This is a genomic window from Mesorhizobium sophorae (assembly GCF_002270415.1).
Classification (GTDB): domain Bacteria; phylum Pseudomonadota; class Alphaproteobacteria; order Rhizobiales; family Rhizobiaceae; genus Mesorhizobium; species Mesorhizobium sophorae.
Genome location: NZ_NNRI01000003.1, coordinates 15,552 through 31,641 on the forward strand (window position 1 = coordinate 15,552; position 16,090 = coordinate 31,641).

14 protein-coding genes, 1 tRNA gene and 1 pseudogene are annotated in these 16,090 nt (G+C 60.5%); 6 read left to right on the plus strand and 10 right to left on the minus strand.

Features of this window, described 5'->3' with window-relative positions; all coding sequences use genetic code 11:
• Positions 1–177 precede the first annotated feature (177 nt).
• Positions 178–1,205: pseudogene (locus CGZ66_RS02865) on the minus strand (IS110 family RNA-guided transposase).
• 187 nt (positions 1,206–1,392) lie between these two features.
• Here CGZ66_RS02865 and CGZ66_RS02870 point away from each other — a divergent pair.
• Complete coding sequence (locus tag CGZ66_RS02870) at positions 1,393–2,418, plus strand: IS110 family RNA-guided transposase (protein WP_095081357.1); 1,026 nt, start codon at positions 1,393–1,395, stop codon at positions 2,416–2,418.
• Between the two features lie 512 nt (positions 2,419–2,930).
• Here CGZ66_RS02870 and CGZ66_RS02875 read toward each other — a convergent pair.
• A complete protein-coding gene (locus CGZ66_RS02875; RefSeq protein ID WP_095081359.1) occupies positions 2,931–3,842 on the minus strand; it encodes a LysR substrate-binding domain-containing protein in 912 nt (303 codons plus the stop codon).
• Between the two features lie 104 nt (positions 3,843–3,946).
• Between CGZ66_RS02875 and CGZ66_RS02880 the strand changes: the two genes are divergently transcribed.
• Positions 3,947–5,095, plus strand: a complete 1,149-nt coding sequence (locus CGZ66_RS02880) for an acyl-CoA dehydrogenase family protein (RefSeq protein WP_167391966.1) — start codon at positions 3,947–3,949, stop codon at positions 5,093–5,095.
• A 522-nt stretch (positions 5,096–5,617) separates the two neighbouring features.
• Here CGZ66_RS02880 and CGZ66_RS02885 read toward each other — a convergent pair.
• Positions 5,618–6,502, minus strand: coding sequence for a LysR substrate-binding domain-containing protein (locus CGZ66_RS02885; protein ID WP_095081363.1), 885 nt, complete (start codon positions 6,500–6,502; stop codon positions 5,618–5,620).
• Positions 6,503–6,670: 168 nt separating this feature from the next.
• On the opposite strand from CGZ66_RS02885, the gene CGZ66_RS02890 reads away from it, so the two are divergent.
• Entirely contained in the window at positions 6,671–7,039 is a 369-nt protein-coding gene (locus tag CGZ66_RS02890; protein WP_095081365.1) for a nuclear transport factor 2 family protein, read from the plus strand.
• Between the two features lie 54 nt (positions 7,040–7,093).
• Positions 7,094–7,903 (plus strand): MBL fold metallo-hydrolase, encoded by an 810-nt coding sequence (locus CGZ66_RS02895; RefSeq protein ID WP_167391967.1) that lies wholly within the window; start codon positions 7,094–7,096, stop codon positions 7,901–7,903.
• Positions 7,904–7,996: 93 nt separating this feature from the next.
• Here the strand turns inward: CGZ66_RS02895 and CGZ66_RS02900 are convergent.
• Positions 7,997–8,070, minus strand: a tRNA-Ala gene (locus tag CGZ66_RS02900).
• An 82-nt stretch (positions 8,071–8,152) separates the two neighbouring features.
• Between CGZ66_RS02900 and CGZ66_RS02905 the strand changes: the two genes are divergently transcribed.
• The gene (locus CGZ66_RS02905) at positions 8,153–8,512 is read left to right on the plus strand and encodes a YybH family protein (protein ID WP_095081369.1); all 360 of its coding nucleotides are present in this window, start codon (positions 8,153–8,155) and stop codon (positions 8,510–8,512) included.
• A gap of 121 nt (positions 8,513–8,633) precedes the next feature.
• On the opposite strand, the gene CGZ66_RS02910 is transcribed toward CGZ66_RS02905, so the two are convergent.
• Positions 8,634–8,936 (minus strand): DUF982 domain-containing protein, encoded by a 303-nt coding sequence (locus CGZ66_RS02910; RefSeq protein ID WP_095081374.1) that lies wholly within the window; start codon positions 8,934–8,936, stop codon positions 8,634–8,636.
• Between the two features lie 297 nt (positions 8,937–9,233).
• Between CGZ66_RS02910 and CGZ66_RS02915 the strand changes: the two genes are divergently transcribed.
• Positions 9,234–10,691, plus strand: a complete 1,458-nt coding sequence (locus CGZ66_RS02915) for an NCS1 family nucleobase:cation symporter-1 (RefSeq protein ID WP_095081381.1) — start codon at positions 9,234–9,236, stop codon at positions 10,689–10,691.
• Between the two features lie 38 nt (positions 10,692–10,729).
• Here the strand turns inward: CGZ66_RS02915 and CGZ66_RS02920 are convergent, their stop codons facing one another.
• From CGZ66_RS02920 to tpiA, 5 genes are all read right to left on the minus strand, one after another.
• Positions 10,730–11,269: a DUF1697 domain-containing protein gene (locus tag CGZ66_RS02920; RefSeq protein ID WP_095081384.1), complete on the minus strand. Its 540-nt coding sequence runs from the start codon at positions 11,267–11,269 to the stop codon at positions 10,730–10,732.
• Positions 11,270–11,403: 134 nt separating this feature from the next.
• Positions 11,404–13,041: a CTP synthase gene (locus tag CGZ66_RS02925; protein WP_095081390.1), complete on the minus strand. Its 1,638-nt coding sequence runs from the start codon at positions 13,039–13,041 to the stop codon at positions 11,404–11,406.
• A gap of 240 nt (positions 13,042–13,281) precedes the next feature.
• On the minus strand, positions 13,282–14,400 hold the full coding sequence (locus CGZ66_RS02930) for a L,D-transpeptidase (protein ID WP_095081393.1): 1,119 nt from the start codon (positions 14,398–14,400) through the stop codon (positions 13,282–13,284).
• 211 nt (positions 14,401–14,611) lie between these two features.
• Positions 14,612–15,088, minus strand: a complete 477-nt coding sequence (gene secG, locus CGZ66_RS02935) for a preprotein translocase subunit SecG (protein WP_095081396.1) — start codon at positions 15,086–15,088, stop codon at positions 14,612–14,614.
• 148 nt (positions 15,089–15,236) lie between these two features.
• Positions 15,237–16,004, minus strand: coding sequence for a triose-phosphate isomerase (gene tpiA / locus CGZ66_RS02940; RefSeq protein ID WP_095081399.1), 768 nt, complete (start codon positions 16,002–16,004; stop codon positions 15,237–15,239).
• Positions 16,005–16,090: the final 86 nt, after the last annotated feature.

Genomic DNA, 16,090 nt, shown 5'->3' on the forward strand with positions numbered 1-16,090 from the left:
GCGCCTCGGTCGGTGCCCCACGTCGCGGCACGCCTGGCAAAACAGGCACTCCGCGCCAGCGCACTTCCTGGAACCAGATCCATCGCTCCGCATTCTCTTTGGGATAGGGGTTGAAGGAGCGCAGCGTGAAGGCTTTGTTGGGAATCGCAGGAGGTTTCTTGCTGACGCTTGCGGTCTTCACCAGTGGCCTATGAGCGGCTCCCTGTAGCGCTCGCCGTTCGTCATCAGTGCCCAGACCATGCGGGCAGTCTTGTTGGCCAGCGCAACTGCTGCAACCTTGGTCGTTCGCCGCGCCATCAACTGCACAAGCCATGGCCTCCTGGTCCCGTTCCGCTCGGCATAGCGGATGACCGCCATCGCGCCGACCACAAGCAACTGTCGTAGATAGCGATTGCCGGCCTTGGAGATGCTGCCGAGCCTCTCCTTTCCCCCGCTTGAGTTCTGCTTCGGCACGAGCCCGATCCATGCCGACAGACTGCGCCCCGACTTGAACGCATGCGCATCGGCGACCGTAGCCACGAATGCACTCGCCAGCAGCGGGCCAACGCCCGGGATCTCCATCAACCTCCGGCCAAGCTCGGTCCCTCGCGCACTCGCCCGGACCCGGCGATCGTTCTCAAGAATCTGTTCCTTCACGACATTGAGCTGCGCCTCGAGCATGCGCAGGCAAAGTCGTGCGTCGGCCGGTATCCTGGCATCGTTCTCGTCGTTGATGACCACGAGCAGTTGCTCAATTCCATTACGCCCGGTCGGCGCCACGACCCCGAACTCAGACAGGTGTGACCGCAATGCGTTCGATATCTGAGTGCGCTGGCGGTTGAGCATCAACCGGACGCGGTGCAGCATCATAACGCTTTGCTGGTCGGGCGACTTCACTGGCACGAAGCGCATAGTCGGTCGTGTCACGGCCTCGCAGATGGCTTCTGCGTCTGCAGCATCATTCTTCTGCCGCTTCAGATAGGGCTTCACATACTGTGCCGGCAGTAGTCGCACATCGTGGCACGTGCGATCAGTTCGCGGGCCCAGTAATGCGATGAACTGCACGCCTCGATCCCCACCAAGCATCGCGGCAAGCTCTCGAAGAACGCCAGTACGCGCCCACGCGTCAGCTTCCTGCGAACGGAAACCTCACCAGCCGCATCCACGCCGTGCACTTGAAACACGGACTTCGCAATATCCAGACCGACCGTCATAACGTTGCTCATCATAGCGCTCCTCCATCTCTGATCCCCCGAACATACCGCAGGGAGGGAGGAGAGCCGTCCACATGGGGTAATCGCGGGAGCGACGCGCCCTAGAACCGATCATAGCCTTGGAGGGTGGCTGTTCCCCGATAAGATGAAATTCGGGCTCACGACCTGACGCCGGGCCCAGCATCAACGGAGAACAGCCATGACAGAATATATTGGTCTCGACGTGTCGATGAAAGAGACGGCAGTATCGATCCGCCGTGAAGGCGAACGGATTTGGCGCGGGAAGTGCGCATCTGATCCCAACATCATTGCTGAGCTTGTCCGCAAGCGGGCACCGGCCGCAAAGCGCGTCGTGTTCGAAACCGGCCCGCTGTCGGTGTGGTTCTATCATGCGCTGCGCGCCGAGGGATTGCCAGCCATCTGCATCGATGCGCGCCATGCCAAAGCCGCTCTCGATATGGCGGCGAACAAGACGGATGCGAATGATGCCGATGGTTTGGCGCGTCTTGCTGAAGCAGGGTTCTTTCGCGAGGTACGCGTGAAAGGCTTCGACAGTATGTTGACCCGCACGCTCGTGGCAGCACGCACCCGGCTGGTCCGGATCACCGTCGAGCTTTCCAACCAGATCCGAGGGATCATGAAAACGTTCGGCCTGGTCGTTCCCGCAGGTAAGGGAACTACATTCGAAAAGAATGTCCGGAGCCTTCTTATCGATCAGAACGAGCTTGCTCCTATCGTGCTACCGATGTTGGAGGCTTGGCGCAGCATTCGCATTCGCGCCGCCGAGCTCGGGCGCCAACTGGTTGCGGGTGCTCGTCAAAGCCAAGCCTGCCGCATCCTCATGTCGATCCCCGGCATCGGCGCGATCACCGCGACCTCTTTCGTCACCGCCGTTGAAGATCCAAACAACTTCAAGAAGTCCCGCTCTGTAGCCGCATGGATAGGCCTGACAACTCCCCGCTACCAATCGGGAGAAGTCGATTTTGACGGCCATATATCCCGGCGCGGCGATCGACATTTGCGGGGGCTCCTCTACGAGGCCGCGGCGGTCATCCTGACACGCAGCTCGATCGACAGCAGCCTGCGCACGTGGGGCCTCAAGCTCCGGGAGAGGATTGGCTTCAAACGAGCTGCCGTGGCTGTGGCGCGCAAACTGGCGGTGATAATGCATTCGATGCTCAAAACCGGTGAGTTCTTTGATCGAAATGCAGGCGCCACAGCATGAAATCTTGCGAATAGCGTTCAGGATCTGAGCGCCTGAGACGTCCCTGCCGGGACGTGAGCCGAGCCATTCCGCTGATGCGGTTGCACCGCTGTCTCAGCAAAGTGCGTCGTCCACATTGAAGGCTCGTCCGCGGAGCTCCATCATGCGGCGACTGATGTCGACCGCGAAGACAACCATGCACCCGGCAGCGTCGTCTCGACGCAATTACATGCTTGACGTCCCATCGGCGATTAGACAACCGCATCATTTGCGGACTGAAGGCTTTTTGGCGCACGAAGTGCGGAAGCGGACCCATCGACCGGCGATCTAGTAGTCAGACTCGGACACTTCGAACCCTCAGACCGGCTCACGCGGGGCGGTTTGCGTAGGGCAGCTTTGCGGACGAACCTGCCGTAGGACGATACTGGGAAGCGACTTGCTGCAGCACAGCTGCGGAATTCCTGCCATTCGGGGTCGGCGCGAAGTATCAATTGAGGTCATGGGGGCCGGCGCACGCGCAGCGACAATCGGCTTCACGCGGAGGCTTGTCGCTGCATCCAGCGAAGCAGGGCTTCCAAGGCCCCGCGCCTCGGGTGCCCGGCCCGATAGACAAAGTAGAACCCGTAGCCGGGCAGAACGATATCGCTGACTCGCAGAAGACGGCCATCGCGAAGTTCCCGTGCAACAAGCACGTCACTACACAGCCCAAGACCCTGTCCGGCTACGATCGCTTCGATCCCGTGGTGCTCTTCGTGGAATTTCAGTTGCGGTGGCCGGACGATGCCGCTGATTCGGTGGCCTGCCGCTCGGGCCGCAGTCTCCCAGTGACGCCAAGTGGGCGCACCTACGTCGGTCAGGGGCCAGCCGACCTCGACACGCGGCAGATCGAGGATCGCCTGAGGCTCGATCATGCGGACGCCTCCCTGAAGAATCGACGGCGCCGCAACAACGTGGAAGGTATCGCGAAGCAGCTCCACCGCGACTCCGTCTGTCGGGGATCGCCGCGCATAACGGATCGCAACGTCAACTTCGCCCGTGCGAAGGTTCAGTACCGTATCCGTTCCCACAAGGTCGAGCGTCGATCCCGGCGCTTCCGCTCGCCAGCTTTCCAGGCGCGGCACCAACCAGCGCGCGGCGAAGGCGCTGGTTGTCGTCACCCGAAGATGGCCGATCGGGCTGCCAGGGGTAAGGCGGGCAAGCTCGTCCGAGATCGACAGAAAAGCGTCCCGGACAACCGGCAGAAGCTGTGCGCCCGCAGTGGTGAGCTGCAACGGCCTCGGCTGGCGCTGAAAAAGGGGCTGGCCGCAATAGCGCTCCAGTAGCCGTATCTGGTGGCTGACGGCTGTGGGTGTGACGGACAGTTCCTCGGCCGCCTTCCTGAAGCTCAAAAGGCGGGCCGCGGATTCGAAGGCCTGAAGCTCTCGAAGAGGCGGAAGGCGGTGCATGCGTCGAACTCTAGATGAATTGTACTCACCTTGCCTCGAATTGTTTGCTGTTGCCCCGCATCCCATCGAGTCCGACCATTACGGCATTCTGGAAGGAGATCATCATGCTGGACGGACAATCGGCATCTACCGCTGCAACCATGATCGAAAGGTTCGAACAGATCCGCCCTTTGCTGGCAGAGCAATCTGGACGCTTTGACGCGGATCGAAGGCTGTCGGACGAGGTTTTTAATGCCTTGAGCGGAGCGGGGTTCTTCCGCCTTCTGCTGCCAGCTCAATTGGGCGGATGCGGGCTTTCGCCCCTCGACTTTATGAACGTGGTCGAGCATGCCGCAGCAGTCGACGGAACAATCGGCTGGCTCGTCGGAAACGGAGGCGGCATTTCGCGTGCTGGCGGATACCTGCCCTTGGACGCCGCACAGAAGGTTTTCGGGAAACCGTCGGCCTTCGTCGCCTCAAGCACAGGCGCGATTGGCAAGGCGGTCCCTGCTAAGGGTGGATACCGCGTCACAGGCCGGTGGCCTTTTGCCAGCGGCGCCCCACACGCCACGACCTTTGCCCCGCTTTGTGAGGTGAACGAAGGCAGTGGGCTGATCGTTCTAGCGTTCTTGCCCCGTGAGTCCGTCAATCTAGCCGACAACTGGCATGTGTCAGGGATGAGAGGCACCGGAAGCTGGGACTTTGAGGCAGACAACGCGTTCCTGCCAGCCGAATTCGTTTGCGACTTTCAGCCAAATCCTACCCACGCCGGTGTCGTCTATCGCCTTCCGGGCATTTCCGCCTTTGTCTGGACTGTTGCCACAGTGCCGCTTGGAATCGCGAAGGGCGCAATCGACGCGCTCATCTCGTTAAGCTCCAGCCACCGTCGTCAGGGAATGACCGCCCCCGTCGCAGAACGCGAACTGGCTCACGCAGAGATCGGGCGCTGCCTTTCGCAGTGTAGGGCGGCTGGCGCCTACATGCGGTCAGCCATGTCGGCCTTGTGCACGTCCGTCGAAAGCGAGGGCTCTGATCTGGTTGCGGCCCGGATCAACTACCGGCTTGCGTGTTCTCACGCTGCTGAAGTCGCAGTGAGCGTCGTACTGCGGGTGAACGATCTGATCGGAGCCCGGGCCCTCGCCGAGTCCCAGCCCTTCGAGAGGCGTGAACGCGACGTTCGCGCGGCGGCCAAGCACATCGCCATGAGTGCCGAACAGTTTGTGATCGGTGGCCGCCACGCTGTTGGCGGCGATATCAGCGGTGCAAGCTTCTAACGATCAGCGCGCGCTGGTCCCGACGTGATCCCGCCGCTTCGATCCGCTGTAGAGCTGCCGGGGCCGGCCGATACGCATCAGACATATACGTCCCACGAATATTGCAGCGAACGTCCGTGATAAAGCGGCCAATATCGTCGGCAAAAGAGCGTCCAAATAGGACTGTCGGCGACTCTGTCGTGGGAACGAAAAAAGAAGAGAAGCAGAATTTTCGTGTGCGATTTTTGCACACGACATCGCACAACTATCTGATTTTACTTATCTATCTGCCCCATCCATCATAGGTGCAATGGCTATTCTAAATTCCTGATTTTTCGCCATTTTTCCTTTAACACTAAATCGCTAGACCTTGCCAAGTGCACACGAAATTATCGAATTTTCCCTTTCAATCATAGGCAGTCGGCACCGCCTTCAGTCGAGGGAGGCCACCAATACACGAGGATTTCAGCTCCAGGTAATCATCGATGCCATATTTAGAACCTCCCGGCCGGATCCTGACTGCTTGATGCCTCCGCGCGACGGCTATTTAGTGCATCGCAGCGTGTTTACCAGCGCAGTTAGTGCAGCAGGCTGATGCTGGCGACTGGGGTAGTACATGAAGAAGCCGGGAATGGGGGGCGTCCAGTTCTCAAGCACTCGAATGAGGCGGTGCTCAGCAATATGCCCCGCAACCTGCTCTTCATAAGCGAGCCCAAGGCCGGCTCCGGTGAGCGCCGCCTGAATCACCAGGTTGGTATCGTCGATCACGAGCGGGCCGCTCACACCGATTGTGATCGCCTTGCGTCCCTGCTCGAACTGCCACCGATACGGACCGTTCGGAAGACGCAGGTTCAGACATCGATGATCATTTAGATCCTTGGGCTTCCGAGGAATGCTTCGTGACGCAAAATAGCCGGGCGATCCCACTACCGCCAAACGCAACTCCTGCGAGACGCGCACCGCGATCATGTCCTTTTGAATATACTCGCCGAGTTGAATACCAACATCGAACTCGCCCGCGACAATGTCTACGGGACCAGTGACAGTGACAACGTCAAGAACGACGTCAGGGTAAGCCTCGGCGAATGCTGTGAGCCTCGGCAACAACACCATCGTCGCAGCCGACCGTGACATCACAATTCTAAGGCGTCCCGCAGGTCGGTGGCGAACGCTTTGGGCTTTGTGCAGCGCACGAGTAATTTGCTCAAGCGCCGGAGACAGCTCCTTCAAAAGAGCTGCGCCCGCTGCGGTTGGCGCGACACTCTTGGTCGTCCGAGCAAGAAGCTGGAGCTCGAGACGCTGCTCAAGTCGCCGGATCGTGTGGCTCAGGGCGGACTGGGAGACGCCCAGCTTCGCGGCAGCATGTGTAAAGCTCCGCTCGCTGGCGACGACTGCAAACGCAGCGAGTTCATTCAGCTCATTTCCCATGATTTATGACGCTCACTCATGACTCCATCCTGTGCAACATATCTAGCCTCATAAGTGTCCTTGTCCTAGGTTTGACCGACAGAAAGTCGACTCGTCACCGGCTTGCCTGATGCTTGTCACGTGATTGCCGCGTGTACGAAATGGTTGGACGTAACAACGAGGTGACCCATGGATACCGATGTTCGCGCTTTGCGCACCCTGGCACAGACCTATTTTGACGCCGCCTATGAGATGGATGCTGAGAAATTTGCATCCGTATTTCATCCCTCGAGCTCCGTGACGAAGGTCGCTGGCGACGGCGACGTGGGCGTAACGCCGGTTGCGATGTGGCTTGCAGTCGTCCGCAACACGAAAGCCCCAAAACAACAGGGCGTGAAGCGTGACGACGAGATCCTATCAGTTGACGTCGAAAGAGACCTCGCGCTTTTGAAGGTAAGATTGCGGGTACCGCCACGCCACTTCACGGACCTCTTGTCATGCTTGAAGGTCAACGGAACCTGGAAGATCGTTCAGAAGGTGGTGACCTCGAAAACGTAACGGCTTCAAGCCCCGTACTAGAAGATTAAATTCGCCCGTATGACAGGTTGCCCCGTGAAATTTCTGTCTCAAAGCGCCAACACCATGGCCTGTGCTTCGGGATCATCGAAGGTTTGGTCGCTCTCCGACGGATATGTCGACCTGCCGGCCCAATTGCTCAGAGATCCGAACGACAAGATATATACGCAAACAGTATCGCCTCAGCGGGAAGAGGCGCTCGTTCGACTTTCGGTCAACTGCTTCTTGATCGATCGCTCCGGCATCGACCGCATCTTGATAGATTGTGGGGCGGGGGGAAGTTGGGAGCCGTCCATGGGCCACCTCGAGGAGGCCATGTTCGAGGCAGGCATCGACACATCATCCATCACGATGGTCGCCCTCACCCATGCCCATGGCGACCACATCAACGGTCTTCTTACGCCTGACGGGCGTCGAGCATTCAGAAACTTGAGCAAGATCGTGATCGGTGAGGATGCCGTTGAGGATTTCCTCGCCGAGCCGGGACTAGCGGATTTTCGGCCACTCCTGGCCCCAATCAGTGGAGGCGACCGGCTGGACGAACATTTGCTGGCGGTGGCGATACCCGGGCATGCTCCGGGCCATATGGGTTATCTCCTCAGCACTGGCGAGGAGGATATTTTATTCTGCGGCGACCTGATCCAAGTTCCTGCTGCACAGTTTGCCCGCCCCGAGCTTGCTTGGGCCTATGACGCTGACAAGTCCATGGCGAGGGCTAGCCGGATCAAGCTGCTCCAAGAGGCAGCGGGTGCACATACTTGGCTGGCTGGCGCCCACCTAGGTCGACCAGGCATCGGCAGAATAGTGAAGGAGGGGCACGGATATGCATTTATTTCGGCCGTGTAGCCGCCAGTTGCAGAACGAAGATGGAAGTACTGGCGAGACCATTTGCATGCGCTCGCGCAACGCGCCGAGGTTCCCAGTTTCATACCGAAGTGACGCACCCGACACGTTTCGAACGTGTGGCCTCCACCTTGCGAGGGTAGCGCTTTGTCCAACTGAGCTGCGGGTGCATCCTGCTTACGCTAGTCCCTGGTCCGACACGCCTAGAGCTTTTGCGATATGATTCCGACTGGATGACGTGCGGAGGCCAGCATGGACGACACAGCCGACAGAAAACCTGTCTACGATCCCCAGCAACTGGAGCCCCTGTTGGTTTCGCGGCAGCATGCGGGCGATGTCGACGGCATGACGGCCTTATTCGAACCCGATGCGGTGATCGACCGTGGCGGCGGAAATTTGCTGCGCGGCAAGGAGGCCATTCGCAGCTATTATGCGGAGATCGTCGCGTCCGGACGGAAGTTTGCCGTGGGCGAGCAGCGGCCGGCGCTCGTTTGCGGCGACCTTGCCCTCACATCGACCCGACTTCCCGATGGCGACGTGACCAGCGAGGTTGCCCGTCGGCAACGCGACGGCACCTGGTTATGGGTGATCGACCGTTATTCCGTCACCTGAGCCACCAGAGGCAAGCACCTCCGGAGGAGCTTTCGACCAGTGATTTTCGGAGCACATCTCAAACCAGGACCCGCGCCGTCACGGCACGAGACCCTCGCATGACCGTCAAGACAACAGGCCCTTACCGCCGCAGCGCGTACACCTTTGCCATGCTTTCGCTGGCTGCCGGCAACGCCATATCATCGTCGAGAAGGCGCGTGATGCGGGCAAAGCCTGTGAACGCTTTCCTTGCTTCCTCGGGCGACATCTGGCCCGACAAGGCGGCCGAGCAGCAATTGAGCGCGCACTGATAGACTGGACCGCGCCGTCCTGTCGGCCATTTCCTCAAGAACACCATGGCCTCGGCAACATTATCGATTTCCTCAGCAGGATACCCCTGCCCGCGCGAAATTCGCACCGGCGAAAAGAAGTGCAGATAATCCATTATTTCCTCCCGGTTGACCGCGATGCACGCGATCGAACCCTATGAAACGCACCATCCACGGTTTGGTTCCGTGCAAAGAAGCGGAAATCAGAAAAATCGCCATGTGCCGAAATTCGAATCATTCGACCGGCAAACGCAAAACGGCCCACCATTGCGCCCCGTCGATAATCGCAGTTCTCATTGAATATCTTTAAGGCCAAAGCCGGCAAATAGGTTGCTTGTCCGTTCCCCGACGTCAGGCTTACCCTGCGTGCGGCCAACGCGTGAGGGCGCGTGCTGCAAAAGGGGAACATTGCAATGACAATACAGGGTGCTTCACCTGATCTGTATAACGAGGATCTGGCTCCGGCCAAAATTCGAAACTGGGGACCATTCTCGATCTTCAACGTCTGGACGTCGGACGTTCACAGCCTCTGGGGCTACTACCTGGCTGCCAGCCTGTTCCTGTTCTGCGGCGGCTTCGTCAACTTCATAATCGCCATCGGCATCGGTTCGCTGATCATCTACGCGCTGATGAACATGGTCGGTTATGCCGGCGTGAAGACTGGCGTGCCCTATCCCGTGCTCGCCCGCGCCTCATTCGGCATCTGGGGCGCCAATATACCGGCGCTGGTGCGCGCCATCGTCGCCTGCTTCTGGTACGGCGCGCAGACGTCGGCAGCCTCCGGCGCCATCGTGGCACTCTTGATCCGCTCGCAATGGTTCGCCGATCTCAACGCCAACTCGCATTTCCTCGGTCATTCCGGTCTGGAAGTGATCTGCTTCGTCGTTATCTGGGCGCTGCAGCTTCTGATCATCCAGCGCGGCATGGAGACGGTGCGCCGCTTTCAGGATTGGGCGGGTCCGGCGGTCTGGGTGATGATGCTGATGCTGGCGATTTACCTGTGCCTCAAATCCGGAACCTTCGCCTTCACCAGCGACATCCCGATGGATGTGTTGTTGGAGAAGACCAAGGATGCGGGCGTGCCGGGAACGCCGGGCTCGTGGACCGCGCTGTTTGCGGTGGCCGCGATCTGGGTGACCTATTTTTCGGCGCTCTATCTCAACTTCTGCGATTTCGCCCGCTATGCGCCCGATCAGGCGTCGCTGCGCAAGGGCAACATCTGGGGCCTGCCGGTCAACCTCATTCTGTTCTCGCTGGTCGCCGGCGTCACCACCATTGCCGCCTATGACGTCTATCACGAGGTGCTCCTGCACCCCGACCAGATCTCGGCGAAATTCGACAGCTGGTTCCTGGCAGCCCTTGCAGCCCTGACGTTCGCCGTGGCGACGCTTGGCATCAACGTCGTCGCCAACTTCGTGTCGCCGGCCTTCGACTTCTCGAACGTCTTTCCCAGGCAAATCGACTTCAAGAAGGGCGGCTACATCGCAGCGTTGATCGCGCTGGTGCTCTACCCCTTCGCGCCGTGGGAAGGCAGTGCCGCCTCCTTCGTCAACATCATCGGCGCGACGATGGGACCTATCTTCGGGGTGATGATGGTCGACTACTATCTGATCCGCAAAGGTGAAGTCGACGTCGAAGCACTCTATCGCGAGGACGGCGAGTTCCGCTTCCAGGGCGGCTGGCACGTCAATGCCTTCATCGCCGCCGGCATCGGCGCCATCTTCTCGTCGATCCTGCCCAACTTCACCAACTGGCTGCCGTCCTGGTGGGGTGTCTATGGCTGGTTCTTCGGCGTTGGGATCGCCGGCACCATCTACTACGCGCTGCGCGCAGTGGCTTTGGGCGCCGGCGCCAAGACCGCGAAGGCCTGACGGCTATCGTCCGGGGCGGTGCAAAGCCGCCCCGGATCCTATGCGCTGACCATCTCGGCCAGTTTGCGCACCGTGTTCCAGTTCCGCGACGTCCCGATGCCCAGACGTTTGTGGCTCGTTGCCGCCAGAAGCCGCGAACTGGGCCTCTCACGCGAAAAGACAACCCAGATGTCGCCACCGACCGACAGCACCTTCTCGTCAGCGGCGGCATAGGCCTGGAGCGCCGCTACGGCATCCACTAGCGCGGGTTTGCGCATCACGCGCACCGCCACCTGGTCACCGGCTTCGGCCGACTCGCCCGGGAACGGATTGCCGGCGGCAAGCGTCCGCCAGTCCTCGGCACCGCGCACGATGATATCGACATGCCGGCCGAAGGTTTTTTCGAAGGCTGCTTCCAGCCGTTGCTCCAGATCAGCGACGGCCGTTGCCGACGTCTCGAAGACCAGGTTGCCGGTCGCAACCAAGGTGCGAACTTTCTTCAGGCCGAGCTCTTCCGCCATCGCCTTCAGGTCGGTCATGACGAGCCGCCGTCCCTCGCCCAGGATGATGCTGTAGAGGAGCGCGACATAGGTCTGCATCGCTAGACCCGGATGATTTCAGGTCGAATCGACCTGAAATTTGAATCCGCACCCAAATCAAAGAGATCGGGCATGATTTCGTCCGAAAACCGCTTCACACTTTTCGGCATCATGCTCTAGCCAGCCAGAAGTCGTTACACCAGCCGGCTCTGTTCCACTGCCGCCTCGATGAAGCTGGCGAACAGCGGATGCGGGTCGAGCGGCCGGCTTTTCAGTTCCGGATGATACTGAACGCCGATGAACCAGGGATGGTCGGGGTATTCGACCGTCTCTGGCAACACGCCATCGGGCGACATGCCGGCAAACACCAGGCCGCAATCCTCGAGCCGCTCCTTGTAATCGACATTGACCTCGTAGCGGTGGCGATGGCGCTCGGAAATCTGCGTATCGCCATAGATCTCGGCGATCTTGGAACCCTTGGCGAGATCGGCCTGATAGGCGCCGAGCCGCATCGTGCCGCCGAGATCACCGGTTTCCCGGCGCTTCTCCAGCATGTTGCCTTTCAGCCATTCGGTCATCAGGCCGACCACCGGTTCCTCGGTTGGGCCGAATTCGGTCGATGAGGCATGCTCGACGCCGGCCAGCGACCGCGCGGCCTCGATGCAGGCCATCTGCATGCCGAAGCAGATGCCGAAATACGGCACCTTGCGTTCACGCGCGAACTTCGCCGCCAGGATCTTGCCTTCGGAGCCGCGCTCGCCAAAGCCGCCGGGAACCAGGATGCCGTGCACCTTTTCCAGCCAGGGCGTCGGATCTTCCTTTTCGAAGATCTCCGATTCGATCCAGTCGAGCTTGACCTTGACGTGGTTGGCCAGGCCGCCATGCGAAAGCGCCTCGATCAACGATTTGTAGGCATCCTTGAGGCCGGTGTATTTGCCGACCACGGCGATGGTGACCTCGCCTTCCGGATTGTGGATGCGGTTGGATACTGCCTGCCAGGGCTCCATGCGCGGCTTCGGCGCCGGATCGATGCCGAACGCGGCCAGCACTTCCGAATCAAGCCCTTCCTTGTGATAGGCCATCGGCACATCGTAGATATGCGGCACGTCGAGCGCCTGGATCACAGCACTTTCGCGCACATTGCAGAACAGCGACAGTTTTCTGCGTTCTTCCTTCGGAATGGCGCGGTCGGCGCGAACCAGCAGAATGTCGGGCGCGATGCCGATGCCGCGCAGTTCCTTGACCGAATGCTGGGTCGGTTTGGTTTTCAGCTCGCCCGCCGTCGGAATGTAGGGCATCAGCGTCAGATGCACGTAGACGGCGTTGTTGCGCGGCAGGTCATTGCCAAGCTGACGGATCGCCTCGAGGAACGGCATCGCCTCGATATCGCCGACCGTGCCGCCGATTTCGCACAGCACGAAATCATAGTCATCATTGCCGTTGAGGACGAAATTCTTGATCTCGTCGGTAACGTGCGGAATAACCTGCACGGTGGCGCCGAGATAGTCGCCGCGCCGCTCGCGCTCGATGATGTTCTTGTAGATGCGGCCGGTTGTGATGTTGTCCTGTTGGTTGGCCGAGCGGCCTGTGAAGCGCTCATAGTGGCCAAGATCAAGATCGGTCTCCGCACCGTCATCGGTGACGAAAACCTCGCCGTGCTGGTACGGCGACATCGTGCCTGGATCGACATTGAGGTAGGGGTCGAGTTTTTTGATGCGTGCGCGATAGCCTCGCGCCTGCAAGAGAGCCCCAAGGGCCGCTGCGGCAATGCCTTTTCCAAGTGAGGAAACCACGCCGCCTGTGATGAATACATATCGCGCCATGGGAGTCATCGCTTAACGCGGCCGGATTGATTCCGCCAGAGAAAAAACCGCCGCGAAGGTTTTTTCCCAAGAAGGCGCGATACCTCTATGCATGTCGCCCAAAGCGCGAAGCAGCTTTTGGGACAACGACATGCACAAAACAAAGAACTAAAGCGCGTCGATTGAATCCGTTTCAACGCAACGCGCTTGGGGCAAGTCAAAACAAAAGGGCCGGCAAAGGCCGGCCCTTCGGCATGATGGATGCTGGCGTCAGATGATGACGACCTTGGTGCCTACCCTGACGCGGCTGTAAAGGTCCATGACGTGCTCGTTGATCATGCGGAAGCAGCCGTTGGAGGCGCTCGTTCCGATCGACTGCGGCGCGATGGTGCCGTGGATTCGCAGATGCGTGTCTTTCTTGCCGTCATAGAGATAGATGGCGCGGGCGCCGAGCGGGTTCTGGCCACCGCCGGGCATGCCGTCCTTGTACTGCCCATAGTGCTTCGGCTCGCGCTTCTGCATGTCCAGCGTCGGGATCCAGCGCGGCCATTCCTGCTTGTCGCCGACCGCGACCGTGCCCTTGAACTGCAAGCCTTCGCGGCCGACCGCAATGGCATAGCGGCGAGCGGTGGAAGACGATTCGACGAGGTAGAGGCGGCGAGCGCTGGTGTCGATGACAATGGTGCCGGCGTCGTAGCCGGTGAATTCCACGTCCTGCGGCACAAACTCCGGCTTCACCTTGAACTGCTTCTTGGCTTCCTTCTTGGCGAGAGCCTGGTCCAGCGCCCGTGTCTCGGGGAGATATGAGACCGAAGACGAGGAGCTGCCGCCGAAGAGGCCGGCGAACAGGCCGCCGCTCGACTGCTTCTTGCCGATGACTTCGCTGCGCAGCTCGCCATTGTTTCCGGTCAAAGCGACGTTCATCGCTTCGGCGGGGAGTGGCTCAGCCGACTGGATCGGTTCGATCGGCGCAATCGGCTCGATGATGTTGACGGTCTTCTTGGCAGGCTTGGCGTCGGCCACTTCGGTTGCCGAAGCGGTCTTGCCCCTCTTGGCGAGGAACGCTTGCCGTTCCGCCTCGGCCTTGGCCTTGGCCGCTTCGCGCATCGCCAGCTTCCTGGCTTCCAGCGCCTTGGCCTTGGCCGCTTCCTTGTCGGCAACGATCTTGGCCTCGATCTTCTTGATCTGGGCGAGATCGTCCGGTGTCGGGCTTTTCTTCTTCTTGAGAAGCTTCAATTGCGCCGCATCACTCTTGACGGCGACGTTGATGGCACTGGTTGTTTCAGCCGATTGATTTGCGGCCATATTGGCCGGCATGCCGGCGAAAGCCGGGGAACTCATGCCGAGTACGGCGCAGAGTCCCATGAAAATGAAGCTGCGAAGCTGCATGGCGAAGATCCGATCGTTCTATGCTTGTTGCCCACGGCGCCGCTCAGCGCCCCCCAAGGGCGCCGGAAATGCCGCGCGCAATCTATAGTCGAATAAGCGCGGGCGCCTCAAGGGTAACGCCACATTGCAGGCACTCGATTCTTCGTGATGGTGCTGCATTTGCCGCGACTGTGTTCAAACGACAACAGATCGCGGCTTCAGGCGCTGGAGACTACTGGTTCGGGACCTGCGGGGTCGCTGGCGCAGCGGGCGTGGTGCCGTTGGTCGCCGGCTGAGTCGAGCCGGCGGCAGGCGCCGTGGCCGGGGCAGTTGCAGGAGGCGTTGCCGCGGCATCGTTGCCGGACGGCGGCTTCGGTGCGGTGTTGCCGGCGGGCGCCGGAGTGGTCGTGCCGGGCAATTGGTTGAGCACACCCTTGCCGGCGCCGTCAGATGTCGCGGGCACGCGGTCGAGGATGTCGATCGGCTTCTCGCCGTAGCGGGCGACGATCGACAGTGTCAGCGACGTGGCGAAGAAAGCGGCCGCCAGGATCGCCGTCGCACGCGTCAGCGCGTTGGCCGCACCGCGCGCGGTCATGAAGCCGGATCCGCCGCCGATGCCAAGGCCGCCGCCTTCGGAGCGCTGCAGCAGCACCACGCCGACAAGGGCGAGCACGACCATGAGATGGATGACGATCAGTACGGTTTCCATAGTTTATCCTGGCAAGGCCTTGCCCGGTCGCGGACCGACCGGTGAATTGGAGGCGGCTCAATACAATGCTTTGATGGCATTTCCAAGCCCGTGGCCGGAATATGGGAAGCAACGCTCCCTTTGCAACGATTTCCGGCGCCGTCCACCCCTAGGCGATGCTGCGATAAGCCTCGGCGATGGCAAGGAAGTCCGCCGCTTTCAGGCTGGCGCCACCGACCAGCGCGCCGTCGACATTCCTGACACCGAGCAGTTCGACCGCGTTGGAGGGCTTGACCGAGCCGCCATAGAGAATGCGCATCTTGGCTGCGACGCTGTCGAGCTTTTCCGACAGTTTTTCGCGGATATGTGCGTGTGCTTCGGCCACGTCGGCGGCGGTCGGCGTCAGGCCGGTGCCGATCGCCCACACTGGTTCATACGCAATGATGGTGTTGGACGGGGTGGCACTTGGCGGCACCGATCCGGCAACCTGCCGCGACAACACGTCGAGCGTAGCGCCCGATTCACGCTGCTGCTGCGTCTCGCCAATGCAAATGATGGCCACAAGCCCGGCACGCCAGGCGGCCGAGGCCTTGGCCTGGACCGTCGCGTCATCCTCCCCCGCTTGCTCGCGGCACTCGGAATGGCCGACGATGACATGGCTCGCGCCGGCGTCCTTCAGCATTTCGGCCGAGATGCAGCCGGTGTAGGCGCCGCTTTCCTTGGTGTGGCAATCCTCACCGCCGGCGTGGACCGGCGTGCGTGACAGAATCTCGGCTGCGTGGGCAAGCAGGGTTGCGGGAACGCAAACCAGCGCTTCGGTCTCCGCATCAAGCCCACTCATGAAACCGTTGCCGATCATCCTGAGCTCGTTGAGCGAGGCACTGGTGCCGTTCATTTTCCAGTTGCCGGCGACGAGCGGGCGAATTCCTGGCGTCATGGGTTGCTTCTCCGGGCGATATCAGGCTCTGGCCCTCACTACCAAAATCAGGCCACAAAGCAATCGACAGTGGACCGGAAGGGCGC

Bases quoted from the DNA above. Each gene is read 5' to 3' on its own strand.
- CGZ66_RS02870 (WP_095081357.1), top strand. From the start codon at position 1,393: ATGACAGAATATATTGGTCTCGACGTGTCGATGAAAGAGACGGCAGTA.
- CGZ66_RS02875 (WP_095081359.1), bottom strand. From the start codon at position 3,842: ATGCACCGCCTTCCGCCTCTTCGAGAGCTTCAGGCCTTCGAATCCGCG.
- CGZ66_RS02880 (WP_167391966.1), top strand. From the start codon at position 3,947: ATGCTGGACGGACAATCGGCATCTACCGCTGCAACCATGATCGAAAGG.
- CGZ66_RS02885 (WP_095081363.1), bottom strand. From the start codon at position 6,502: ATGGGAAATGAGCTGAATGAACTCGCTGCGTTTGCAGTCGTCGCCAGC.
- CGZ66_RS02890 (WP_095081365.1), top strand. From the start codon at position 6,671: ATGGATACCGATGTTCGCGCTTTGCGCACCCTGGCACAGACCTATTTT.
- CGZ66_RS02905 (WP_095081369.1), top strand. From the start codon at position 8,153: ATGGACGACACAGCCGACAGAAAACCTGTCTACGATCCCCAGCAACTG.
- CGZ66_RS02910 (WP_095081374.1), bottom strand. From the start codon at position 8,936: ATGGATTATCTGCACTTCTTTTCGCCGGTGCGAATTTCGCGCGGGCAG.
- CGZ66_RS02915 (WP_095081381.1), top strand. From the start codon at position 9,234: ATGACAATACAGGGTGCTTCACCTGATCTGTATAACGAGGATCTGGCT.
- CGZ66_RS02920 (WP_095081384.1), bottom strand. From the start codon at position 11,269: ATGCAGACCTATGTCGCGCTCCTCTACAGCATCATCCTGGGCGAGGGA.
- CGZ66_RS02925 (WP_095081390.1), bottom strand. From the start codon at position 13,041: ATGACTCCCATGGCGCGATATGTATTCATCACAGGCGGCGTGGTTTCC.
- CGZ66_RS02930 (WP_095081393.1), bottom strand. From the start codon at position 14,400: ATGCAGCTTCGCAGCTTCATTTTCATGGGACTCTGCGCCGTACTCGGC.
- secG (WP_095081396.1), bottom strand. From the start codon at position 15,088: ATGGAAACCGTACTGATCGTCATCCATCTCATGGTCGTGCTCGCCCTT.
- tpiA (WP_095081399.1), bottom strand. From the start codon at position 16,004: ATGACGCCAGGAATTCGCCCGCTCGTCGCCGGCAACTGGAAAATGAAC.